Consider the following 23,127-nt stretch of genomic DNA (forward strand, 5'->3'; position numbering starts at 1 on the left):
GGACTGCGGTTGGGATGAGCTGGCAAAAGCCTAGCAACGTTCGCGAGAGTGCGCGCGGCCACGATCGCGGCCGGTACGAGCGGTCAGGCGGTCCCGGCCTGCCCGGTAGGCTCGATCCGGCAGTGCAGGACGCGAGCAGGAGGCGGTCATCGAGGAGCGGGCAGTCGCGGCGACGGAGTCGGCGCGCATACTCGGCAGGATTCTGCCCAACGGGGTCGCCGCGGCCGAGCTGACGGTGTACCCGGAGGACCTGAAACCGCATCCCGGCGAGGAACATCTGATCGCCCGCGCGGTGGAGAAACGGCGGCGCGACTTCATCGGCGCGCGGTACTGCGCCCGGCAGGCGCTCACGCAGCTCGGCGAACCGGCCGTCGCCATCGGCAAGGCCGAGGACGGAGCGCCCGCCTGGCCGCGCGGCATCGTCGGCAGCCTGACCCATTGCGACGGGTACAAGGCCGCCGCGCTCGGGCACAAGCTGCGGGTGCGATCCATCGGCATCGACGCCGAACCGCACGACCGGCTCCCCGACGGGGTGCTGGAATCGGTGAGCCTGCCGCCCGAGCGTGAGTGGCTGGCCGCCGTGCTGCCCGGCACCGACCTGCACCTGGACCGGCTGCTGTTCTGCGCGAAGGAGGCCACCTACAAGGCGTGGCGTCCGCTGACCGGCCGCTGGCTCGGATTCGAGGACGCGCACATCACTTTCACCGTGGACGAGGAGTCCGCGGGCGGCGGTGCGGGCACCTTCCACACCGACCTGCTGATCCCCGGCCAGGTGACCGACGGCGGCACCCCGCTGAGCTCGTTCGACGGCCGCTGGCTGATCAGCGACGGCCTCATCCTGACCGCGATCGTGGAGGCGTGATGATGACCGATCCGGGCACCCTGCCCGCCGCGGCCGAGTACGACAAGTCCGCCACGGACGGGCTGGACAAGCCCGCTGGGGACGAGCGCGCCGAGTCCACCGGGGACGGGCCGGACAAGCCTGCCGCGGAGGAGCGCGACAAGGCCACCGTGGACACACGCGAGATGTCCGCCGAGGGCAAGCGGGACAAGCGGACCCGTGAGCCGCGACCGCCCCGGCGCGAGAAGTTGCCGCCGCTCGTCGATGCGTTCGGAGGCTTGGTCATCGTCGACAAGGACGGTGGCTGGACCAGTCACGACGTGGTCGCCAAGGGTCGAGGACTGTTGCGCACCAAGAAGGTCGGGCATGCCGGCACCCTGGACCCGATGGCCACCGGCGTGCTGGTGCTGGGCGTGGAGCGCGCCACCAAACTGCTCGGCCAGCTGATCCTGACCACCAAGGCCTACACCGCCACCATCCGGCTGGGGCAGTCCACGATCACCGATGACGCCGAGGGCGAGGTCACCGCGACGACCGCGGCCGGGCATCTCGAGGATGCCGAGATCGCAAAGTACGTCGCGGAATTGACCGGCGACATCCAGCAGGTCCCCGCTACCGTCAGCGCGATCAAGATCAATGGTGAGCGGGCCTACGCCCGCGCCCGCGCCGGTGAAGAGGTGGAGCTGGCCGCCCGGCCCGTCACCGTGAGCCGCTTCGAGGTGCTGGAGCGCCGCGATATCGACACCGGGACAACACAATTCGTGGACCTGGATGTCGAGGTGGAGTGCTCGTCGGGCACCTACATTCGTGCGCTGGCCCGCGATCTGGGTGAAAAGCTGGGCGTCGGTGGACATCTCACCGCGCTGCGGCGCACCCGCGTCGGCCCCTTCACCCTCGAGCATGCCCGCACCCTCGAACAGCTGGCCGCAGCGGCCGCCGCCGGTGAGCCCATGCTGAGCCTGGATATCGATGCCGCCGTACGCACCGCCTTCGAGGTCCGTGAGATCACCGAGGCCGAGGCGGGGGATCTGCGCAACGGCCGCTGGCTGGAACCGATTGGTCTGCAAGGCGTCTACGCCGCCATCGACCCGGCCGGACACGCTGTCGCGCTGATCAAGGAGTCCGGCAAGCGCGCCGCCTCGGTGATGGTGGTGCGCCCCGCCAACCTCTGAGCGGTGTAACTCTGCGCGGGACCCGCCGGAGGCGAATCGCCGCGCAGCACCGCCGACGGCGAATCTCCGCGTGGCACTGCCCAACCGCCGACCCGGCACTGCCCAATCGTGCCCGCGGTCGATGCTGCCGGGCGCACCATGGAAAGGTCGTTCGGCCGCGTAGAGGAGGCGATCATGGCCACCGACCTGTCGCAGGAATCCATGAAGCAGTTTGTCGCCGACCACTTCGAGGAGTTCGTGAACCGGCGCAACGCCGCGGTCATCCACCGCAACATGACCCCCGACTTCCTCGACCACGACGGCCCCGGCGGCAGGCCCACCGACCTCACCGGCGACGAGAAGATGATGCTCGGCATGTACGAGGCCATGCCCGACCTGCACGTCACCGTGGTCGACATGCTCGCCGAGGGCGACAAAGTCATGTGCCGCAACATCTGGCGCTGGACCGACCGCGCCACCGGCCAGCCCATGACCTTCCAAGGCTTCGTCCTCTGGCGCTTCCAGGGCCGCCGCATCGCCGAACGCTGGGCCACCGTCACCCAGCCTTCACCGCATCCCGGCTGGGCGTAACCCCAAGTCCGACAACCTATTCGGCGGCAAGCAGTGCGGACGCGACCGAAAATCGCTGGCGACGCACGAGCCCGCGAGCGTAGCGTGAAATACCTCGACGCGGGGTAGCGCAGTTAGGCAGCGCATTGGTTTCATATGCCAGAGGTCGCGGGTTCGAATCCCGCCCCCGCTACGACCGACGGCCCCGGGTTTCAGCCCGGGGCCGTCGCCGTTCCGCGACACCGGTCGCGCCGTAATTCGCTGGCCGCGTGGCGACGTCCTCCGTAGCGTGAGAACCCTCGACGCGGGGTGGAGCAGCCGGTCAGCTCGCCGGTCTCATATGCCGGAGATCGCAGGTTCGAATCCTGCCCTCGCGACGTGCACGGCCCCGGGATCACCGTCCCGGGGCCGTTTCGTGTCACCGGCCCTCGACACGGTCGCCGAATGCCGGTGGGCGGCGGCGGTTCCGGCTGGTCGCGCGCGGGGTGTCGCGCACGGCGGGTTTCCGCGGGGTTGTGGTTCGGGTGTGGGGGCCGCGTACGGTTCAGGGGTGGAGTTGCGGCAGTTGCGGTATTTCGTCGCGGTGGCGGAGGAGCTGCATTTTCGGCGGGCGGCGGAGCGATTGTTCATTTCGACTCCGACGTTGAGCCAGCAGATTCGCGCCATCGAGCGGGAAGTGGGCGGGCCGTTGCTCATTCGCGGCAACCACGGGGTGGAGTTGACCGCGGCCGGGGAAGTGCTGCTGAAGAATGCCCGAAATGTCCTGGAGGCCGCCGAGATCGCGCTGCGGGAGACCCGCGCGATCGCGCAGCCCGGCAATGCGGTGTTCCGGCTCGGCATCGTGAACGGCGCGCCGAAATGGCTGCCCGGCCGGATGGAGGCGCTGCTCAAGGCGCGGCAGCCGGGGGTGCGGGTCGCCCTCACCACCGGCACGAGCGGCGATCAGGCCCGACTGCTCGATCGCGACGAGGTCGATCTCGCGGTGCTGCGCCTGCCGGTGCGCCTGGCCGACCATCTCACTTGCACGCCGATCGCCGACGAGGAGTTGGGGATCGTCATGTCCCGGGAGAATCCGCTGGCCGCAGCGGGTTCGGTGGAACCGTCCCGCATCGGCGGCCATGAACTCATCATGTTCGCCCGCGATGCGGCACCGGAGGTCCACGACTCGGTGCTCGAGCAGTTGCGGGAGCGGGGCGCCTCGGTGGTGCTCAGCGACAGCGCCATGAGCCACGCGCAGATGCTGCAACTGCTGCCGCTGCGTCCCGAAGCCATCGGCGTGGGCTCCGCCCGCACCGCCGCGGTGCCCGGCCTGGTCTGGCGGCCGCTGCAGCCGCGCCCGCTGGTCATCACCTACGCGGCCGCCTGGCGCGCCACCACCCGCAACCCGTTGCTGCACACCATGGCCGACGCGCTCGCGGGCGGATTGCGGCTGTCCTCGGACTGATCCGCCTGACCGTCAGGGGACCGACACGGGCCGCAGGCAGCTCTCCAACGGAGTGACGATCGAGCAGAGGGCCGGTTTACGGGTCGGGCGGTAGTCGGCGGGCACGCCCTGGGCGGCTGTGATGGTTTTGAAGGCGGGTACCGCGTCGGTGGGGTGCCGCGTCAGGCTCGGGTCGTTGCGGACGTCGACGGTGTAGAGGCCGAATCGCGGTGAGTAGCTGCCCCATTCGTAGTTGTCGGTGAGGCTCCAGTAGTTGTAGCCGATGACGTCGATGCCGTCGGCCTTGGCGCGTTGCAGCCAGTAGACGGTGTCGCGGAGATGATCGGCGCGGTCGTAGCCGTCTGCGCGTGGTGCCGCGTCATCGGTCGGCAGGCCGTTCTCGACCACATACAGCGGCAGGCCGGGGAACTTCTCGGCGTAGGTGCGCAGGTCGTAGTAGATGCCCTCGGGTTCGATGGCGTTGTTCCACAGGTCGCTGCCCACCAGCGAGGCGCTGGGCAGATGCTGCAGGGACACACCGTAATAGAAGTCGAGGCCGACGAAATCGAGCTTGCCCTTGACCCGGTCGGCGAAGAGCAGGTCGGTCAGGTTCTGCACCATCGGGTACTGCGCGATATTGCTGGTCACGCGTGCGCCGGGCTGCCGCTGGTGGATGTAGTCGTAGATGCCGCTGTGCGCGGCGACCAGCCGATCGAACATGGCCGGGGCGTCGAGCAGCCCGATGTCGCCGATCTGAATCGATTGCGCCACATAGCCCATCGGCTCGTTGATGGTCACCCACATCGGGTCGTCGGCGGCGTACCGGTCGACGACGCGACGCATATTGGTGAGCCAATCCGCCACCATGCCCTGGTTCTTCCAGCCACCGCGATCGGCCTCCCAGCCGGGAATCACCCAGTGGTCCAGGGTCAGCATCGGCCGCATCCCAGCCGCCTTGATCTTCGCGATGACCCGGTCGTAGAACTGGAAGCCGTTCTCGTCCCAGGTGTTCGGCTGCGGCTGCACCCGCGCCCATTCGATGGACAGCCGGTACACCTTCAGCCCCATGCCCGCGGCCAGATCGATGTCCTCGGCATACCGGTCGTAGAAATCGACCGAATTCCGGTACGTGTCATGCGCTTTCCCGGAATTGGCATACCGCAGCCAATTGCTGTCGGGTGCATGCCCTTCGGACTGGAACCCCGCCATGGCCACGCCCCACAGGAAGTCCGGCCCCAGCGCTGGAACGCTGGTCGGCGCGCCCGAGCTACCGGTCCCGGACCCGCTCGCACTCCCGGAGGCCGACCCGCTGCCCGAACCACTACCCGACCCGCTGGAACTGCCGGACCCGGCGATGTCGGCGGGGTCCGCCGCGGCGACGGCGGCACTCCCGGCGATGACGGCCAGCGCGGTCAACATCGAGCACATGACTCGTGAACGTTTCACACCCGGGGACCATACTGGTCACTCGTCCAATATGCGACCGATTCGGCCACATCACCTCCGGCGTTAGCCCGGGCCTCACACGCCTTCGATCGCGCGTCGTGGACCGTGATGCGCGCTGCGAGTTGACTGAAAGTCATGACAGACAAGGGATTCGAAGGACGGACCGGCCGAGTGGTGGTCGTGGGTGGCGGCTCCGGAATGGGCCAGGCGATCGCCGACGCGCTGCTGGCCGAGGGTAACGAGGTGATCATCGTCGGGCGCTCGGAGCAGCGGCTGGCCGACGCGGTCCGCGAACTCGGCGACGGCAAACTCACCGCCATCGCCGCGGACGTCACCGATGAGGAGCAGGTTGCGCGGCTGTTCGAGACGGTCGGGACCGTCGATCACGTCATCACCACCGCTGCGGATATCAGGGGTTCCTACGGGCCCATCGCAAACTTCGATTTCGAACACGGCCGCGGCATGATCGAGACCAAGCTGATCGGGACGATGCTGCTGGCCAAGCACGCGCGGCTGAGCGAGAACGGCTCGCTCACCTTCATTTCCGGCATTGCCGCCTACCGCCCGGCGGTCGGCGGGGCCATGGTGGCCGCGGTGAACGCCGCGCTCGAGGGCTTGGCGCGGGCACTCGCGGTGGAGTTGAGCCCGATTCGGGTTAACGCGGTCTCGCCCGGCTGGGTGCTCACCGACATCTGGGACGCGATGCCCTGGGACGACAAGGACGAGCGCCTGCGGGCCATGGCCGACAAGCTCCCCGCCCAGCGCCTGGGGCGCCCGGAAGACATTGCGGCGGCGGTGCTTTCGGTGATCCACAACCCGTTCATCACCGGCACCGTGCTGCACGTCGACGGCGGCCACCGGCTGGTCTGACCCGCTAGTGCGCCTCGCTCAACCAGATGGCCTCGGCGGCAATGCTGCCGAGGTCGATGGTGCGTTCCTCGACGCGCACGGCGATGGTGCCCGCGAAGTCGCGGCGCTCGACCACCGCGATCGGGGTGTCCAGGGCGATGCCCAGGGAATCGAAGTAGCGCAGCATGGCCGGGTCGGAGTCGGAGATGCGGGCCACCCGGCCGGATTCACCGGCGTCGAAATCGCTGAGCTGCCGGGCCGGGGGAGTGGGGACCGCGCCGTCGACCGACGGGATGGGGTCGCCGTGCGGATCCCGGTCGGGGTGGCCGAGTTTGGCGTCGATGCGCTCCATCAGCGTTTCGGAGACCGCGTGCTCGAGCACCTCGGCCTCGTCGTGCACCTCGTCCCAGCCGTAGCCGAGCTCGTTGACCAGGAAGGTTTCGATGAGCCGATGCCGGCGCACCATGGCGATGGCGGCGCGGCGCCCGTCCTCGGTGAGGGTGATGGACCCGTAGCGCGCGTGCTCGACGAGTCCTTGGTCGGCCAGCTTGCGCACCGCCTCCGACACCGTCGACGCGGACACCCCGATCTTCTCGGCGAGCAGCTTGGTCGTCACCTTTTCCTGCGACCACTCCCGGGCCGTCCAGATCACCTTCAGGTAGTCCTGCGCGACCGAGGACAGCTCCGGCGCGATGCTGGTGGCATGGGTCGTGGTGGTCCCGTGAGATTCGGAAGATGCGGACGTATCGGCCAACTCGCGGCGGGTGGCGATGTCTCGTTTTCCGGGCACGTACCCGAGCTTAGGCACACCTGGCGCGGTTTCCCACATCGGCTCGCACGCTGGTAGGGGCGATGCCGCGCCGAGCGCAGGGACCGTGTTGTCCAGAGCGCAGGCACCGTGCCGCGGCAAGCCCCCGCCCCGGTGAACGCACGGTGACGGGCATGCTTCCACCCGTGAAGATCGGCACGGCCGAATATTGTCTGTGACGCGCTTTGCGTAGGCTTCCTCTGTGCAGAGATGGCGAAGCCTCGACGAGATGCCCGCGGACTGGGGCCGGTGTGTCCTCACGATCGGGGTGTTCGACGGCGTGCACCGCGGTCACGCCCAGCTCATCAGCCGCGCGGTGAAATCCGCTGCGGTGCGCGGTGTTCCGTCGGTGCTGATGACCTTCGACCCGCATCCGCTGGACGTGGTGCGACCCGGTTCGCATCCGGCGCAGCTGTCCACGCTGCACCGGCGGATGGAACTGGTCGAGGAACTCGGTATCGACGTGTTCGTGGTGATGCCGTTCACCCGCGACTTCATGAAGCTCACCCCGCAGGAATATGTCGAGGAGCTGCTCGTCGATCGGCTGCACGTGTCCGAGGTCGTGGTGGGCGACAACTTCACCTTCGGCAAGCAGGCCGCGGGCACCCTCGACACCATGCGCGAACTCGGCCGCGAGCACGGCTTCGATGTCGACGGCGTGCAGTTGCTCGGTGAGCACGCGGTCACCTTCTCCTCCACCTACATTCGCGGCTGCCTGGGCGACGGCAATGTGGGTGCGGCCGCCGAGGCGCTGGGCCGCCCGCACCGCGTCGAGGGCGTGGTCGTGCACGGCGACGGCCGCGGCAAGGGCCTGGGCTTCCCGACCGCGAACGTGGCCCCGACCATGCATGCGGCGATCCCCGCCGACGGCGTGTACGCGGGCTGGTTCACCGTGCTGGAACCCGGTGACGCGCTGGCGGGCGAACGACACATGGCCGCCATCTCCGTGGGCACCAATCCGACCTTCGACGGCCGCAATCGCACCGTCGAGCCGCACATCCTCGATTTCGACGCCGACCTCTACGGCAAGCACGTCGCGGTGGATTTCGTCGAACAGCTGCGCGGCATGCGGAAATTCGACTCCATCGAGGATCTGGTGGAGGCCATCGGCAAGGACGTCGATCAGGCCCGCAAGGTGCTCGACGACGAGACCGGTGAATAGCCTCGCCCCTTCGGACCGGGTTGGCAGGGCCGATTTCCGCCGGAAACAACCGCTCCGGTAAGGTGGCACGTCGGGTTTGCTGCGGTCCGCGGTTGCTGCCCAATCGGGTTTTCCCGGTCACCTTTTTCGCGCGGACTGAAACAAGGAGATTCAGTGGCTCTCACCACCGAGCAGAAGAAGACGATTCTCGCCGAGTACGGCCTGCACCCGACTGACACCGGTTCCCCGGAGGCTCAGATCGCGCTGCTGTCGAAGCGGATCGCCGACCTCACCGAGCACCTCAAGGTGCACAAGCACGACCACCACACCCGCCACGGTCTGCTCGCGCTGATCGGTCGCCGTCGTCGCCTGTCGAAGTACCTGCAGGCCAACGACATCGAGCGTTACCGTTCGCTGATCGAGCGTCTGGGCCTGCGTCGCTGATTTCAGTGACGTCATTCCGTCATGCAGGGGCGACATGCCTGTGCGGGCGGAGGTAGTTGACGAACCGGCCGACGAGGAGGCATAGAATCTCCTCGTTGGCCTTTCGTATATGTGTCCGATTTCCCCAGGAGGGGGAGGTCGAGACGGGTATACGCCAACAGAAGCCGTATGCACCCGCCGCGTGGCGTCGGTCTTCGGTAGTGGCTTTTCGGGGCGCGAAGTGAGATGAACCATGCGCGCCCGGAGGGCTTCGATCGATGATCGCCTCCGCGTCGCCCTTCCCAGGGATCAGGCCGGGTGTGCGTGCGCCGACCACGAGGGTTGGCGCGCGCCCATGTCGGGTACGGCCGACGAGCCGGATCGCACGAGACGAATGTGCGAACCCCGGCGAAGACGAGAGGTTGAGATAAAACACATGTCTGACACACAGACCAGTTCCGCCGCCGAGGTCGAGCCCGGCGTTTTCGAGTCCGTCGCCCTGATCGACAACGGCAGCTACGGAACTCGCACCATCCGTTTCGAGACCGGCCGCCTGGCCAAGCAGGCCGCGGGTTCCGTGGTCGCCTACCTCGACGACGAGACCATGCTGCTGTCGGCGACCACCGCCTCCAAGCAGCCCAAGGATCAGTTCGACTTCTTCCCCCTGACGGTGGACGTCGAGGAGCGCATGTACGCCGCGGGCCGCATCCCCGGCTCGTTCTTCCGTCGTGAGGGCCGTCCCTCCACCGACGCCATCCTGACCTGCCGCCTGATCGACCGGCCGCTGCGTCCGTCCTTCGTCGACGGCCTGCGCAACGAGATCCAGGTCGTCGTGACCGTCATGTCGCTGGATCCCAAGGATCTGTACGACGTGGTCGCGATCAACGCCGCCTCGGCGTCCACCCAGATCGCGGGCCTGCCGTTCTCCGGTCCGGTCGGCGGCGTGCGCGTCGCGCTGATCGAGGGCCAGTGGGTCGCGTTCCCGACCGTGGAGCAGCTGGAAGGCGCCGTGTTCGACATGGTCGTCGCCGGCCGCGTGGTCGAGGGTGACGTCGCCATCATGATGGTCGAGGCCGAGGCCCCGAGCCACGTGCTGACCCTGATCGCCGACGGTGCCACCGCGCCGACGGAAACCGTTGTGGCCGAGGGCCTCGAGGCCGCCAAGCCGTTCATCGCCCGCCTGTGCAAGGCGCAGTCGGACCTGGCCGCGCTGGCCGCCAAGCCGACCGGCGAGTTCCCGGTCTTCCTGCCCTACCAGGCCGACGCCTACGAGGCCGTCGAGGGCACCGCCAAGCGTGAGCTGAACCAGGCGATGTCCATCGCGGACAAGCAGGAGCGCGAGGCGAAGATCGACGAGATCAAGCTCGATGTGCTCTCCGAGCTGGCCGAGTCCTTCGCGGGCCGCGAGAAGGAGATCGGCGCGGCGTTCCGCTCGGTCACCAAGAAGCTGGTCCGCCAGCGCATCCTGACCGACAGCTTCCGCATCGACGGCCGTGGGCTCGCGGACATCCGCGCCCTGTCCGCCGAGGTCGCCGTGGTGCCCCGCGCCCACGGTTCGGCGCTGTTCGAGCGTGGCGAGACCCAGATCCTGGGCGTCACCACCCTGGACATGGTGAAGATGGCGCAGCAGGTCGACTCGCTCGGCCCGGAGACCTCCAAGCGCTACATGCACCACTACAACTTCCCGCCGTACTCCACCGGTGAGACCGGCCGCGTGGGCTCGCCCAAGCGCCGCGAGATCGGCCACGGCGCGCTCGCCGAGCGCGCCCTGATGCCGGTGCTGCCGTCGCAGGAGGAGTTCCCGTACGCCATCCGTCAGGTCTCGGAGGCGTTGAGCTCCAACGGTTCCACCTCGATGGGTTCCGTGTGCGCCTCGACCCTGTCGCTGCTGAACGCCGGTGTGCCGCTGAAGGCCCCCGTCGCCGGTATCGCCATGGGCCTGGTGTCGGACACCGTGAAGAACGACAAGGGTGAGGACGAGGTCCGCTACGTGGCCCTCACCGACATCCTGGGCGCCGAGGATGCCTTCGGCGACATGGACTTCAAGGTCGCCGGTACCCGCGAGTTCGTGACCGCGCTGCAGCTGGACACCAAGCTCGACGGCATCCCGTCGCAGGTGCTGGCCGGTGCGCTGAACCAGGCCAAGGACGCTCGCTACACGATCCTGGATGTGATGGCCGAGGCCATCAACACCCCGGACGAGATGAGCCCCTACGCTCCGCGCGTCACCGCGATCAAGATCCCGGTCGACAAGATCGGCGAGGTGATCGGACCCAAGGGCAAGGTGATCAACCAGATCACCGAGGACACCGGCGCCAACATCTCCATCGAGGATGACGGCACCGTGTTCGTCGGTGCGACCGACGGCCCGTCGGCGCAGGCCGCGATCGACGCGATCAACGCGATCGCGAACCCGCAGCTGCCGAAGGTCGGCGAGCGCTTCCTGGGCACGGTCGTCAAGACCACCGCCTTCGGTGCGTTCGTGTCGCTGCTCCCGGGCCGCGACGGTCTGGTCCACATCTCGAAGCTGGGCAACGGCAAGCGCGTCGCCAAGGTCGAGGACGTGGTCAACGTGGGTGACAAGATCCGCGTCGAGATCGCCGATATCGACAACCGCGGCAAGATCTCGCTGGTGCCGGTCGACGAGGATTCGGACAACTCCGAAGCCTCTGCTGCGGTCGACGCGATCGCAGAGTAATTATTTCTCTGTGACGAAGAAGCAGTCGGCGGTGCGCGCGGGTTCCGCGCGCGCCGCGACAGACACGGCCCCCTTGCTCCGGAATCTGGAGCAGGGGGGTTCTGCGCTGGCCATTGTCCAGAACCAAGCGCCCGCAACCGATATCGGTGTGCGGCGCACCGTGCTGCCCGGCGGGCTACGGGTGGTGACCGAGCATGTGCCGAGCGTGCGCTCGGCCTCGATCGGCGTTTGGGTCGGGGTGGGCTCGCGCGATGAGGGCCCGACCGTGGCCGGCGCCGCGCACTTCCTCGAGCATCTGCTGTTCAAGGCCACGCCCACGCGCTCGGCGCTGGAGATCGCGCAGGCCATGGACGCGGTCGGCGGCGAACTCAACGCCTTCACCGCCAAGGAGCAGACCTGCTACTACGCGCACGTGATCGACGAGGATCTGCCGATGGCGGTGGACCTGGTCGCCGACGTGGTGCTCAACGGCCTGTGCCGCGCCGAGGACGTGGCGGTGGAACGTCAGGTGGTGCTGGAGGAGATCTCCATGCGCGACGACGATCCCGAGGACATGGTCGGCGACGCCTTCCTGACCGCGCTGTTCGGTGATCATCCGATCGGCCGGCCGGTGATCGGCAGCGTCGAGACCATCGAGGACATGCAGGCCCATCAGCTGCGCTCGTTCCATCTGCGCCGCTATCGGCCCGACCGGATGGTGGTCGCGGTCGCCGGCAATATCGAGCACGAGCACGTGGTCGAGCTGGTGTATCGCGCGTTCGCACATCGGCTCGAACCGGGCCTGGAACCCGCGCCGCGGCGCGAGGGCAAGTTCCGCCCGCGCGGCAATCCGGAGCTGCTGCGTATCCAGCGCGACAGCGAGCAGGCGCACCTGGTGTTCGGTACCCGCGCCTTCGGGCGGCACGAGGGTGAGAAGCGCTGGCCGTTGTCGGTGCTCAACACGGTGCTCGGCGGTGGCCTGAGTTCGCGGCTGTTCCAGCGCATTCGGGAGGAGCGCGGCCTGGCGTACTCGGTGTACTCCAGCGTCGACACCTTCGCCGACACCGGCGCGTTCTCGGTCTACATCGGCTGTCAGCCCGAAAACCTCGGCCACGTCGCGACTTTGGCGCGCGGGGTGCTCGAGGAGGTCGCGGCCGACGGCATCACCGACGCGGAATGCGCCCGCGCCAAGGGTTCGCTGCGCGGTGGGCTGGTGCTCGGCCTCGAGGATTCCGGTTCCCGGATGAACCGCATCGGCCGTTCGGAGCTGAGCTACGGCAATCACCGCAGTGTCTCCGAAACCCTCGCGCGCATAGAAGAAGTCACCACCGAGGAGGTCTCCCGCATTGCGGCGAACCTGCTCGCGCGGCCTTTCGGCGTGGCGGTGGCGGGCCCGTATCGCCGCACCCGCGACCTTCCGGCCGCGGTCCGCCGTCTGGTTCCCTGACCATAAGCGCTGGTGCCTGAAGGTACTGATTCGTTCCCTGAGAGTGGCCGTCTCGCCGACCGAGACGGCTACTCGACGGTAGGCCCGTACACCGTGTGAGGTATGCCGGTTTGTGGCTATGATCTCCTCGCTGGATGGGAGGGGCTTGTGCTCAGACCGGGTGAGATCTTCGCCGGGTACGTGATTCAACGTGAGCTGGGGCGTGGCGGAATGGGCGCCGTGTACCTGGCCCGCCATCCGCGCCTGCCGCGCTGGATCGCGTTGAAGCTGCTGAACGCGGAATACCACGGGGACAACGAGACTCACGCCCGCTTCGAACGCGAAGCGGATCTGGCCGCGCGGCTCAATCACCCGAACGTGGTCACCGTGTACGACCGGGGCGTCGAGGACGGGCGACTGTGGATCGCCATGCAGTACGTCGAGGGTGTCGAGGCCGAATCGGTGCGCGACATGACCCCCGAACAGGCCGTGGAGATCGTCGAGGCCACCGCCGCCGCCCTCGACTACGCGCACCGGGTCGGGGTGCTGCATCGAGATGTGAAGCCCGCCAACATCATGCTGGCCACCGAGACCCGCGAACAGCAGGCCGGGGTGCTGCTCACCGACTTCGGGATCGCGCGCCTGCAGGAGGACACCGGGCGGCTCACCGGGTCGGGATCGGTGATGGCGACGCTGGCCTACGCCTCGCCCGAGCAGCTGCAGAGTCTGCCGGTCGATCACCGCTCGGATCAATATTCGCTGGCCTGCACGCTGTTTCGGCTGTTGACCGGGTTGCCGCTGTTCCGCGCGACCGATCTCGGGGCCATCGTGAAGTCGCATCTCTACGACACGCCGCCGCCGGTCGGCAGTTACCGGCCGGGCCTACCAGCCTCGCTGGATCCGGTGCTGGCGCGGGCGTTGGCCAAGAATCCCGACGAACGGTATCCGTCGTGTTCGGAGTTCGCGGCGGCGGCGCGGCGCGCGCTGATGCTGGGGGACCCGGTGGGGTCGGCGACCATCTCGATCCGGGACCGGGCCCCCGAAACGCCTGTGCACCCGGCGAAACCGGCTCCGGCCGGGCGGCGCGGGAAGGCTCCGGTGCGGCCGTCGCCGCCCGAGGTGCGGTCGCTGTCGAATGCGCGGTCACCACAGTCGGGGCCGCATGCCCAGCGCCGGGCGGCACAGTCGTCGGTGGCGCTGCGGTCGGGAAAACTGACCGATATTCCGGCGCTGATGGGACCGGCGACCGATCGGCATTCGAGAATCCCGCTCGCCGAGCCGAAACCGCCGCAGTCACCGCGAAAGTGGTTGGTGGGCTTGCGCATGGTGGTGCTGCTGGGCCTGTGCCTGGCGGTCGCGCTGGGCCTGGCCGTCTTCCTGTTCACGCCGTCAGGCAACACCGCCAAGCCGAAGGCTCCGGCACCCGAGATCGCCGAGATCAGTGCGGCTTTCCCCGGTCTGGTCCCGGCCAAGCCCGAACTCGGGTCCGGCTTCGCGGCCGCGAGTTGCCGCGTCGCGGACCACGACACCACGGACTTCCTGCCGCCGTGGGCCTTCGAGGGCTGGGTGGCCGCCTGGGACTGCCAGTACTCCGCCGACCACGACGTTCGCGAGTACGTGGTGTTCGCCTTCAGCTCGGCCGCGGCCGCGCATTCGGTGGCGAGCCGAATCCACCCGGCGGGCAGCACCTTCGAGAACCTGACCTTCCAGGAGGCGTGCGGCGGCAAGCAATACACCAACCTCCGCTTCGACTCCTTCCCCGACGTCCCCTCCACCGCCTTCGCCACCACCTTCTTCGACGACCCCAAGCGGGAGAAGTTCCTCATGTACACCCGGGGCACCCCCAAGACCCCCAGCGGCGTCGTCGACTGGTGGAAGTCGCTCCCGCTCACGCAGTGATCTCCGCCGCACCCGCCTGTATCCAGTACGGCCGTACTGTTAGATTCGGTCGCAGGGGATACGGAAGGGAGCGCCGGTGTCGAATCGATATGCGCGGATTGCCTTCTCGGAGGCGGCGCAGCAGCGACAGAAACTCGTCGGCAGCTACCGGGACTACGGTGCCCAACTCGAACATGGCCGCGACGAGCCACAGCCGCTGGACCTCCGTGAGCAGGGCTTCATCCGCGCGGCGGACTCCTTCTTCCTCGGCACCGCCACCCCCGACGGCTGGCCCTACATCCAACACCGCGGCGGCCCACCGGGTTTCGTCCAGGTCCTCGACGACCACACCCTCGCCTTCGTCGACCTCACCGGCAACGGCCAATACGTCACCGTAGGCAATCTCACCGCCAACGACCGGGTAGCCCTCTTCTTCATCGACTACCCGCTACGCGAACGCCTCAAGGTCTACGGCCACGCTCGCATGGTCGAACGCGCCGACGACCCGGACCTGATCGATCGCATCTCCACCGCCTACAACGGCGCGATCCAGAAGATCGCCGAACGCGCGATCATCATCACCGTCGAAGCCTTCAACTGGAACTGCGTCAAATACATCCGCCCCCGCTTCACCAAGGCCCGCCTCGACGAAGCCATCGCCCTCGAACGCCGCACCGCCGCCGCCGAACAACAGCGCCTGACCGCGCAGCTCGAGGAACTGCGCCGAGAGAACGAGGAACTGCGGGCGCGATTGGCGGTTGAGGCCACCGCGCGGTAGAGGCTACCGCGCGGCGTCTTGATCAGCTCGGAACGCTTCGAGGTTGATCTGTGGTGCGGAGCGTGAACCTGCTGCGAACTGTTCGTTGCTGACGAACCGCTGCGGTTCGGGCGTCTCGGCGTCCGTCGGCGTCGCATTGTTGGCGGCGGCGAGGATCGCTGGGAGTAGACCCGGGAGGGCGGTGTCGAGTTCTTCGGTGCGCAGGCGGAGGTGGGTGTTGCCGTCGATGGTCACCTTCTCGGTGACGCCGGCTTCGCGGAGGATCTTGAAGTGGTGGGCGGCCGTCGACTTGCTGATGCCCTCGTAGGTGAGGCCGCAGCGCATGGGGGTTCCGGCGTTGGCGAGTCGCCGGACCACTTCCAGGCGGATGGGGTCTTGTAGTGCGCCCAGCACCGCGGGCAGCGGGGCGACCGCGGGCGTCGCGTCGGTGTCGGACATGAGCTACCTCACTCTGGGGGCTGGTTTGATAATTGTCGAACCTGCCGTACAGTCAGGTTCGATACAAATCAAACTTACCTGATGGAGGGTTCGATGGCATCGGCAACGGCAGTTGCGACTCGAGCCGAACAGGGCAGCCAGACCTGGGCTTACGCGCTCATCCTCGCGGCTTGTGGCGTGGCGCTCGGCGTCTCGGGCGCGCCCGCCCCGCTGTACGGGATCTATCAACAGAGCTGGCACTTCTCGCCGCTCACTACCACCTTTGTCTTCGCCACCTACGCCGTCGCGGCGCTGGGCGCGGTACTGGTCTCCGGTCGCATCTCCGATGTGGTCGGGCGAAAGCCGGTGCTGCTGGGCGCGTTCGGTCTGATGATCCTCGGGCTGGTGGTGTTCCTGTTCGCCGACAATGTGGCCATGCTGCTGCTGGCTCGGGCGATTCACGGGGCGGCGGTCGGGGCGATCGTGGTGTCGGGGGCGGCGGCGCTGTTGGATCTGCGGCCGCAGCACGGCGCGCGGTCGGGGCAGTTGTCCGGGGTTGCGTTCAATGTCGGTATGGCCGTGGCGATTCTGGGGTCGGCGGTGCTGGCGCAGTACGCGCCGCACCCGCTGCGCACGCCGTATGTGGTGATCACCGTGGTGTGCGTGCTCATCGCGGCGGGCGTGCTGGCCTTGCGCGAGCCGCACGCGGCGCGGCAGAAGCAGCGCATCACCATTGCGAAACCGGCTGTGCCGCAGGAGATTCGCGCTGACTTCTGGTTCTCGGCGCTGGGCGTGATGGCGGCCTGGTCGGTGCTGGGTGTGCTGCTGTCGCTGTATCCGTCGCTGGCCTCGGCCAAGACGGGGATTCACAATCTGGTGTTCGGCGGTGCGGTGGTGGCGTCCACGGCGACCGCGGGTGCGCTGGCTCAGGCCGTGGCGGGCGGGATCACCGCGCGGCGCGCGGCCATCGCCGGTGACATCGGCATGGCGATCGCACTGGTGATCACCATTCCGGCGCTGAACACCCACAACTGGGTGTTGGTGCTGCTGGCCGGATTCGCGCTGGGCGGGACCTTCGGCCTCGGCTTCGGCGGGTCGCTGCGGCACCTGTCGAACGTGGTGCCGCAGCACAAGCGCGGCGAGACCATGTCGGCGTACTACCTGCTGGCCTACTCGGCCATGGCCATTCCGACGGTCGTGGCGGGCTGGGCGGCCACCACCTGGGGGCTGAGCACGGTGTTCCCGTGGTTCGTCATCGTGGTGGCGCTGGCCTGCCTGGGTGCCGCGGCCATGGGTCTGCGTGGCAAGACCGAGAACGCCGCGGTCGAGACGGCCGAGCCGGTCGCCGAAACTGTCTGATTTCTCCGTAATAGCCTGATCCGCGTCCGCCCGGTGACCCCGCGTCGCCGGGCGGACGCGGCATTTCCGGCGAAACGGATTGGCGGGACACCGTTTTCGGGGGTGCGAAGTCGCGAACGAATCATCGCAACCGATGCGTGACCGGCCCGGGATCGCTATCCTTCGGCTATGTCGCGGTGGAGGTTCGGTGGGGTGGTGAGCCGGACGTTTCATCGGTCGGGTCAAACGGTGTCGATACTGGTGGCGGTGCTGGGCGGGCTCGCCGTCGGCGGCCTCACCTGGTGGTGGGCGGGCAAGGTGGCCCCGGCCGTCGCCGCGGGCGTGGCCGCCGCGGGCGTGGCGCTGGTGGTCTACCGCTGGCGTCGCGATGCCGAGCGTGCGCGCTTCGCCGAGGTCTTCGCCGCCGCGGCACGGCAATTGGGTGATCCCGATGTGGCCGTGCGGATCGCGGGCGTCTACGCCATGGCCGGGGTGGCCGACGACTTCGCGGTGCGCTGGCGGCGTCAGCAGTGCGTGGATGTGCTGTGCGGATACCTGCGGCTGCCGTATGCGCCGGAGGAGGGCGCCAGCCACCTGGTCTCCAAGTCACAGCGCATCGAGGATCACGGCACCGCCGTGGAACGGGTGTACACCTACCGCCAGAACGACCGGCAGGTGCGCGACACCATCGTGCGGGTGGTCACCCAGCGGCTCCGCCTGTCCGCCGAGATCTCTTGGTCGGCTTGTGATTTCGACTTCTCCGACGCGGTGTTCGAGGACGCCGACTTCCGGGGCGCGGTCTTCGCGGGCCGCAATACCAGCTTCACCAACGCCATGTTCCTCAGCGGACGCACCGCCAGTTTCGAGCAGACGCGGTTCCTCGGCAGACGCGTCACCTTCCGCGGGGCCATCTTCCGCAGCGCGGCCGTCTTCGAGCGGGCAGTATTCGCGCCCAGCGCGGCGGGCCGGGCGGAGCGGCGCGCGGCCGCGACGGTATTCGCCGAGGCCACCTTCGGCGGCGGCGTCAATTTCGACGGGGCCCAATTCCGGGGCGCGCGAACGGTCTTCGATCGCGCCACCTTCGCCGGGGAGCGCAGCAGCTTCGCCAATGCGGGCTTCGCCGCCGAGCTGACCGCCTTCGAACGGGTGGTCTTCGACGGTGACCGGGTGACCTTCACCGGCGCCGAATTTTCCGGCGCCCGGGTGAGTTTCGCCGATTCCCGCTTCTACACCGAATCCAGCTCCTTCGACTGCGCCCAGCTCGGTGCGCAGGTCCGCTGGCGCACCGGGCGCACCCAGGAGGTCTCCTTCGCCCGCGCCGAGTACCACGGGCGGGTGTCCTTCGCCGATGCCACCTTCTCCGGTCGGCTGGTGACCTTCGCCGGAGGCGACTTCTTCGGCGACATCTCTTTCCGCCGTGTCGGTTTCGACGCCCGCGCCATCGATTTCGAGGGCCCCAAGGCGTGGGTCGGCGTGCACTTCGACTGGGACGGCAGCCCGAACACCAAACCGGCGAACATCACGCCCACCCCGTGGCCACCGGCCCTGGCGGAGTCCGCCAAGGAACCGGCAGCCTGACGAGCCCGAACTAGGCGGGCGTTTCCGGCTTCAGCAGCGCGAAGACCGCGCCCGCCGGATCGCCGAGAATGGCGAAGCGTCCGACCGTCGGAATGTCCATGGGTGGCACCACGACCGAGCCGCCCGCCGCGGTCGCCGACGCCACCTGCGCGTCGACATCCGCGGAGCCGAAGTAGGCCAGCCAGTGCGGCGGCTCGCCCTCGCCCTGCAGCGGCGCGATGCCACCGAAGCCGGTGTCGTCCGGCGCGCTGTCGCCGGTCGCCAGCACGGTGTACGGCATACCGGGCATGTCCATCTGCGTGGTCCGCCAATCGAACACCGTCCGATAGAAGGCCGCGGCGGCCGCCGGATCGGAGACATGCAACTCCACCCACGCCAGCGCGCCGGGCACGCCCACGAGTTCGAAGCCGGGGAAGGACAGCGGCTGCCAGATCGCGAACTGCGCGCCCAGCGGACCGGTCAGATTGGCCATGCGCCCGACGCCCATGACATCGAAGGGCTCGTTGCGGACGGTGGCCCCGGCCTGTTCGGCGGCCTTGGTGGTGGCGTCCGCGTCGGGTGTCTGGAAGTACACCGTCCACGCCGAGGCCGCGCCGGCCTCGGTGAGCGGCCCGACACCGGCGACGGTCTTGCCGTCCACCTGGAAGAACCCGTAGCCGCCGGCCTCCGGTCCGGCGGATTGGAACTCCCAGCCGAGCACGGCGCCGTAGAAGGCGGTGGCCGCGTCCAGGTCGGGGCTGCCGAGGTCGAGCCAGTTGGGTGAACCGGGAACGAATTCGGTTGTGAGCACTGGAATTCCTTTGTTTTCGGGATTGGTCGCCGGGAATGCCCCGGCGGGGTCCAGCATTCCACCGCGGGCTCGGGCGGGCCGCCGGATTGGCCCGTTGTTCTTCCGTGCGATAGCTTGCAGACGATCGAGGCAGGGGTTTGCGGAGGGGTTTGCGGCGTGTGGTTTGTGGTGGGGACGGCGGTCGTCCTGCTATCGGTGGGGGCCGCGCTCGCCGCTCGGGCCATCACCCGGCAGGGTCGGTCCCGGGTGGATCCGGCCGTCGCCGGGGTGGGTGTCCGTGAGCGCGCGCTGATTTCGGGTCTGGCCGTGAGCGGCTGGGTGCTGGTGTTCGCCGCGGTGGCCTCGAATCTGCCGTTCGTGCACCGCGACACCGTCGCCGGTACCGCGCTCGCCGCACCGCCGGAGTTGGTGCACGCGGGTCAGCCGACCACCGTGGCGGAGAAGTCGCAGGCCCCGGATCCGATGGCCGCGCTGAAGGTCGGCGACTGTGTCGAGGTGCCGATCGAGCAGGCGCACAACGCCTCCGGTGATCCCACCTGGAAGGCGGGCACCCCGGAGCCGTCGGACTGCGCGTCGGTGGACGCGAACTATCGGGTGCTGCAGATCGGCCCGGACCCGTGCACCGATCCGCTCTACACCCTGGAATCGGCCCCGCACGACAAGTCCGGCAAGGTGCGCTATCACCTGTGCCTGACCTTCGACTGGCGGGCCGGGGTCTGCTACGACACCACCAATATGGATGTGCCGTCCAAGGTCGACTGCGCCACCACCGGCGAGCACATCGTGCAGGCGACCGCGGTGTTCGCGAACTCCACCTCGGGCGCGGGCTGTCCCCGCGACGGCCGCGGCGCGGTGTGGGTGGTGTGGAACAAACTTCAGCTCACCGTCTGCTTCCGCGGCAGCGACAACCCGGGCAAGTGAACCGCTAGCGGCGGGTGCCGACGGTGATGACGTCCGGGATCAGCCAGGACGGCAGCGGGCGGGCGATCTTGCGCTGGTCGACGACCTCGAAACCGGCGTCCTCCAACAGCTTCCGGGTTTCTCGCGGCGAGGGCGCGTGGGCCGGGAACAGCGGGCTGCGGGTGAGTCGCTGAATCGGGCGGGAGGTGGGGCCGTCCGGATGCATGGTCGCGATGGCGACCAGACCGCCCGGCACCAGCACCCGATGGAACTCCCGCAGCGCGACCGGATGATCGAAGAAGTGGAAGGCGCTGGTGGAGACCACCGCGTCCAGATCGCCGGGGGCGAAGGGCAGATGCTCGGCGGCGGCCTGCCGCCACTGCACGTCGGTGGAGCGGGCACGGGCCTGCGCCAGCATGCCGGGGGAGGCGTCCACGCCGAAGACCGCGTCGGGCCGCAGTTCGCGCTGGATACGGGAGGTGAGAATGCCGGTGCCGCAACCGATGTCGGCGATCCGGCGGGACTTGGCCCGGCGCAGTTCCGACAGCACCTGATCCTGCGGCGGGCGGTAGACGACCTGTTGCAGGGCGGCGGTGTCGTAGGCGCGGGCGACATTGCCGAAGAACTGTGTCACCACGTGGTTGAAGGCGCGATTACCGGTGGTCAGCGAAGTGCTCATGTGTGCTCCTGTCCGGTACTCATGGAATCAGATATCAAGCTGTCTGGGAAGGTTCCCCGGTATGGCTTCCGGCCGCCGGTGTAGCGTCGGGCGCATGAGGATTCGTGGTGCCGTTCTGGAGAGCATCGGCGCGCCGACGCCGTTCGCCGAGTCGAAGCCGATCGTCATTTCCGAACTCGACCTGGGCGAACCCGGTCCCGGTGAACTGCTGGTGCGGATCGAGGCGGCGGGGCTGTGCCATTCGGATCTGTCCGTGGTGGACGGCAATCGAGTGCGGCCGGTGCCCATGCTGCTCGGGCACGAGGCATCCGGACGGGTCGAGGCGGTCGGGCCGGGGGACAGTGATCTCCAGATCGGGCAGCGGGTGGTCATGACCTTCCTGCCGCGTTGCGGCCAGTGCGCCGGTTGCGCCACCGACGGCCGCACCCCGTGCGAGCCCGGCAGCCTGGCCAACAATGCGGGTGAATTGCTCGCGGGCGGTAGGCGATTGCTGCGCGACGGCGCGGAAGTCCATCACCACCTGGGTGTTTCGGCCTTCGCCACGCACGCCGTGGTGGATCGCCGCTCGGTGGTGCCGGTCGACGACGATGTGCCGCCGGAGGTGGCCGCCGTCCTCGGCTGCGCCGTCCTCACCGGTGGTGGGGCACTGCTGAATTCGGCGAAACCCGGTCCCACTGACCGCATCATGGTGGTCGGGCTCGGCGGGGTCGGTATGGCCGCCGTGCTGGTGGCCGCCGCCCTGCGCGCCGGGACGGGACGGGAGGTCATCGCGGTCGACACCGTGCCGGAGAAGCTCAAGATCGCCATGGAGTTGGGTGCGACCGCGGCCTACACCCCGCAGGAGGTCGCGGCAGAGAACATTCAGGCCGAGGCCGTCATCGAGGCGGCGGGCAATATTCGTGCCTTCGAAACCGCCGTCGCCGCAACAGCTCCCGGTGGCGTCACAGTCACCGTGGGTCTCCCCGCGCCGGACGCCCGCGCCAGCATCTCCCCGCTGGGCCTGGTCGCCCAGGGCCGTGCGATCGTAGGCAGCTACCTCGGCTCAGCGGTCCCCTCCCGCGACATCCCCGAATTCGTCCGCATGTGGCGCGAGGGCAAACTCCCCGTCGAACGCCTCGTCTCCTCGCACATCCGCCTCGAGGACATCAACCAGGCCATGGACGAACTCGCCGCCGGACACGCCCTGCGCCAGATCATCACCTTCGACTGAGGTTGCTCAGCCGAGGGTCCGGGCGATCACCTCGGCCGCATAGGACTGTCCAGCGGCATTGGGGTGCAAGGGAACTGTCAGGGTGTCGGGGATGGGGCCGTTGACCCAATTGGTGCCCGGTGCCTCGCACATGTCGTGTCCGGTCATGGCGAAGATGTCGGCGAAGCGCGCCCCGTGGGCGGCGGCCGCGGCGGCGAGGGTGTCGGCCATGCCCTGTTGTCCACTGGCACCGCTGAATCCGTAGCAGCCCGGGCCGTCGGGCGGGGTGTAGCGGATATAGGGGAGTACGACGACCGTGGCGTGGGGTGCGCGTTGGTGGATGCCGTCCAGCACCGCGCCGACATTGGTTCCCATGGTGGCCAATTCGGCCTCGGAGACCGCGCCCTGATGGCCGAGTGCGCCGATGTCGTTGGCGCCGATGGTGATCGTGACCAGGTCGGTGTCGGGGGTGAGGGCGTCGAACTGTGGTGGCACCGATCCCGGGGTTGCGCCGGTCTGCGGCTGCGTCATGTGGGTGGTCTTCGCGCTGCTACAGGTGGCGTCGACGAACTGCGCGGGGGCGAGCCGACGGGCCAGGTCGGAGGGGTAGTTGTCGTCGGAGCGGGCGCAGAACAGCGGGACGCCCGGCTCGAGCCGATTCAGTGAGCCGACCGCCGCGGCCGAATCGCCGAGTGCCACATAGCGCTGGATCGGCGGCGGGGCCGAATCCTCCGGTGCCGCTGCTGAAGTGGGCACGGCGACCGCGCCGAAGGCCGCCACCAGGGAAATCAGTCGAAGCGGGGACATGGCCGGATCGTACTATCG

General features: G+C 68.5%; 21 protein-coding genes and 2 tRNA genes. 17 read left to right on the plus strand and 6 right to left on the minus strand.

The genetic code is table 11. The features are described 5' to 3' along the window. Nucleotides 1-187: 187 nt before the first annotated feature. The 6 genes from npt (at nt 188) to ACYVN4_RS33125 (ending at nt 4,006) form a co-directional block, all read left to right on the plus strand. The gene (gene npt / locus ACYVN4_RS33100; protein WP_460726813.1) at nt 188-862 is read left to right on the plus strand and encodes a 4'-phosphopantetheinyl transferase Npt; all 675 of its coding nucleotides are present in this window, start codon (nt 188-190) and stop codon (nt 860-862) included. After that, entirely contained in the window at nt 862-2,013 is a 1,152-nt protein-coding gene (gene truB / locus ACYVN4_RS33105; RefSeq protein WP_460725905.1) for a tRNA pseudouridine(55) synthase TruB, read from the plus strand. Before npt ends, truB begins: the two co-directional genes overlap by 1 nt. Nucleotides 2,014-2,187: 174 nt before the next feature. Further along, nucleotides 2,188-2,583 carry an ester cyclase gene (locus ACYVN4_RS33110; RefSeq protein ID WP_460725906.1) on the plus strand — a complete coding sequence of 132 codons (396 nt, stop codon included), beginning with the start codon at nt 2,188-2,190 and terminating at the stop codon, nt 2,581-2,583. Nucleotides 2,584-2,681: 98 nt separating this feature from the next. After that, a tRNA-Met gene (locus ACYVN4_RS33115) sits at nt 2,682-2,755 on the plus strand. 110 nt (nt 2,756-2,865) lie between these two features. Next, nucleotides 2,866-2,939 (plus strand) — tRNA-Met (locus ACYVN4_RS33120). Between the two features lie 173 nt (nt 2,940-3,112). Further along, complete coding sequence (locus tag ACYVN4_RS33125; protein WP_460725907.1) at nt 3,113-4,006, plus strand: LysR family transcriptional regulator; 894 nt, start codon at nt 3,113-3,115, stop codon at nt 4,004-4,006. A 12-nt stretch (nt 4,007-4,018) separates the two neighbouring features. Here the strand turns inward: ACYVN4_RS33125 and ACYVN4_RS33130 are convergent, their stop codons facing one another. Beyond that, nucleotides 4,019-5,431 (minus strand): family 1 glycosylhydrolase, encoded by a 1,413-nt coding sequence (locus ACYVN4_RS33130; RefSeq protein WP_460725908.1) that lies wholly within the window; start codon nt 5,429-5,431, stop codon nt 4,019-4,021. Between the two features lie 135 nt (nt 5,432-5,566). Here ACYVN4_RS33130 and ACYVN4_RS33135 point away from each other — a divergent pair, with 135 nt between their 5' ends. After that, nucleotides 5,567-6,301 (plus strand): SDR family oxidoreductase, encoded by a 735-nt coding sequence (locus tag ACYVN4_RS33135; RefSeq protein WP_460725909.1) that lies wholly within the window; start codon nt 5,567-5,569, stop codon nt 6,299-6,301. 4 nt (nt 6,302-6,305) lie between these two features. Here the strand turns inward: ACYVN4_RS33135 and ACYVN4_RS33140 are convergent, their stop codons facing one another. After that, the gene (locus ACYVN4_RS33140; protein ID WP_379356174.1) at nt 6,306-7,070 is read right to left on the minus strand and encodes a metal-dependent transcriptional regulator; all 765 of its coding nucleotides are present in this window, start codon (nt 7,068-7,070) and stop codon (nt 6,306-6,308) included. Nucleotides 7,071-7,290: 220 nt separating this feature from the next. Between ACYVN4_RS33140 and ACYVN4_RS33145 the strand changes: the two genes are divergently transcribed. The 6 genes from ACYVN4_RS33145 to ACYVN4_RS33170 all read left to right on the plus strand — a co-directional run bounded on the left by ACYVN4_RS33145 (nt 7,291) and on the right by ACYVN4_RS33170 (nt 15,411). Continuing rightward, a complete protein-coding gene (locus ACYVN4_RS33145; protein WP_460725910.1) occupies nt 7,291-8,250 on the plus strand; it encodes a bifunctional riboflavin kinase/FAD synthetase in 960 nt (319 codons plus the stop codon). Between the two features lie 153 nt (nt 8,251-8,403). Continuing rightward, a complete protein-coding gene (gene rpsO, locus ACYVN4_RS33150; protein ID WP_460725911.1) occupies nt 8,404-8,673 on the plus strand; it encodes a 30S ribosomal protein S15 in 270 nt (89 codons plus the stop codon). 415 nt (nt 8,674-9,088) lie between these two features. Further along, nucleotides 9,089-11,350 (plus strand): polyribonucleotide nucleotidyltransferase, encoded by a 2,262-nt coding sequence (locus tag ACYVN4_RS33155; RefSeq protein ID WP_460725912.1) that lies wholly within the window; start codon nt 9,089-9,091, stop codon nt 11,348-11,350. 85 nt (nt 11,351-11,435) lie between these two features. Then, nucleotides 11,436-12,776 (plus strand): M16 family metallopeptidase, encoded by a 1,341-nt coding sequence (locus tag ACYVN4_RS33160; RefSeq protein WP_460726815.1) that lies wholly within the window; start codon nt 11,436-11,438, stop codon nt 12,774-12,776. A gap of 147 nt (nt 12,777-12,923) precedes the next feature. Next, nucleotides 12,924-14,654 carry a serine/threonine-protein kinase gene (locus ACYVN4_RS33165; RefSeq protein WP_460725914.1) on the plus strand — a complete coding sequence of 577 codons (1,731 nt, stop codon included), beginning with the start codon at nt 12,924-12,926 and terminating at the stop codon, nt 14,652-14,654. A 76-nt stretch (nt 14,655-14,730) separates the two neighbouring features. Further along, complete coding sequence (locus ACYVN4_RS33170) at nt 14,731-15,411, plus strand: pyridoxamine 5'-phosphate oxidase family protein (RefSeq protein ID WP_460725916.1); 681 nt, start codon at nt 14,731-14,733, stop codon at nt 15,409-15,411. 3 nt (nt 15,412-15,414) lie between these two features. Here the strand turns inward: ACYVN4_RS33170 and ACYVN4_RS33175 are convergent, their stop codons facing one another. Beyond that, a complete protein-coding gene (locus tag ACYVN4_RS33175) occupies nt 15,415-15,849 on the minus strand; it encodes an ArsR/SmtB family transcription factor (protein ID WP_460725918.1) in 435 nt (144 codons plus the stop codon). Between the two features lie 93 nt (nt 15,850-15,942). On the opposite strand from ACYVN4_RS33175, the gene ACYVN4_RS33180 reads away from it, so the two are divergent. Together ACYVN4_RS33180 and ACYVN4_RS33185 are read left to right on the plus strand one after the other, a co-directional pair. Beyond that, on the plus strand, nt 15,943-17,187 hold the full coding sequence (locus ACYVN4_RS33180) for an MFS transporter (RefSeq protein ID WP_460725920.1): 1,245 nt from the start codon (nt 15,943-15,945) through the stop codon (nt 17,185-17,187). A gap of 228 nt (nt 17,188-17,415) precedes the next feature. Next, a complete protein-coding gene (locus ACYVN4_RS33185; protein ID WP_460725921.1) occupies nt 17,416-18,744 on the plus strand; it encodes a pentapeptide repeat-containing protein in 1,329 nt (442 codons plus the stop codon). Between the two features lie 10 nt (nt 18,745-18,754). On the opposite strand, the gene ACYVN4_RS33190 is transcribed toward ACYVN4_RS33185, so the two are convergent. After that, nucleotides 18,755-19,534, minus strand: coding sequence for a VOC family protein (locus ACYVN4_RS33190; protein WP_460725923.1), 780 nt, complete (start codon nt 19,532-19,534; stop codon nt 18,755-18,757). 156 nt (nt 19,535-19,690) lie between these two features. Here ACYVN4_RS33190 and ACYVN4_RS33195 point away from each other — a divergent pair, with 156 nt between their 5' ends. Then, nucleotides 19,691-20,455, plus strand: a complete 765-nt coding sequence (locus ACYVN4_RS33195; protein WP_460725925.1) for an LppU/SCO3897 family protein — start codon at nt 19,691-19,693, stop codon at nt 20,453-20,455. 4 nt (nt 20,456-20,459) lie between these two features. Here the strand turns inward: ACYVN4_RS33195 and ACYVN4_RS33200 are convergent, their stop codons facing one another. Then, entirely contained in the window at nt 20,460-21,113 is a 654-nt protein-coding gene (locus ACYVN4_RS33200) for a class I SAM-dependent methyltransferase (RefSeq protein ID WP_460725927.1), read from the minus strand. Between the two features lie 94 nt (nt 21,114-21,207). On the opposite strand from ACYVN4_RS33200, the gene ACYVN4_RS33205 reads away from it, so the two are divergent. Further along, nucleotides 21,208-22,323: an alcohol dehydrogenase catalytic domain-containing protein gene (locus ACYVN4_RS33205; RefSeq protein WP_460725929.1), complete on the plus strand. Its 1,116-nt coding sequence runs from the start codon at nt 21,208-21,210 to the stop codon at nt 22,321-22,323. Between the two features lie 6 nt (nt 22,324-22,329). Here ACYVN4_RS33205 and ACYVN4_RS33210 read toward each other — a convergent pair whose 3' ends face one another. Then, complete coding sequence (locus ACYVN4_RS33210; protein WP_460725931.1) at nt 22,330-23,109, minus strand: SGNH/GDSL hydrolase family protein; 780 nt, start codon at nt 23,107-23,109, stop codon at nt 22,330-22,332. Nucleotides 23,110-23,127 lie beyond the last annotated feature (18 nt).

It is taken from the genome of Nocardia heshunensis (genome assembly GCF_054782115.1).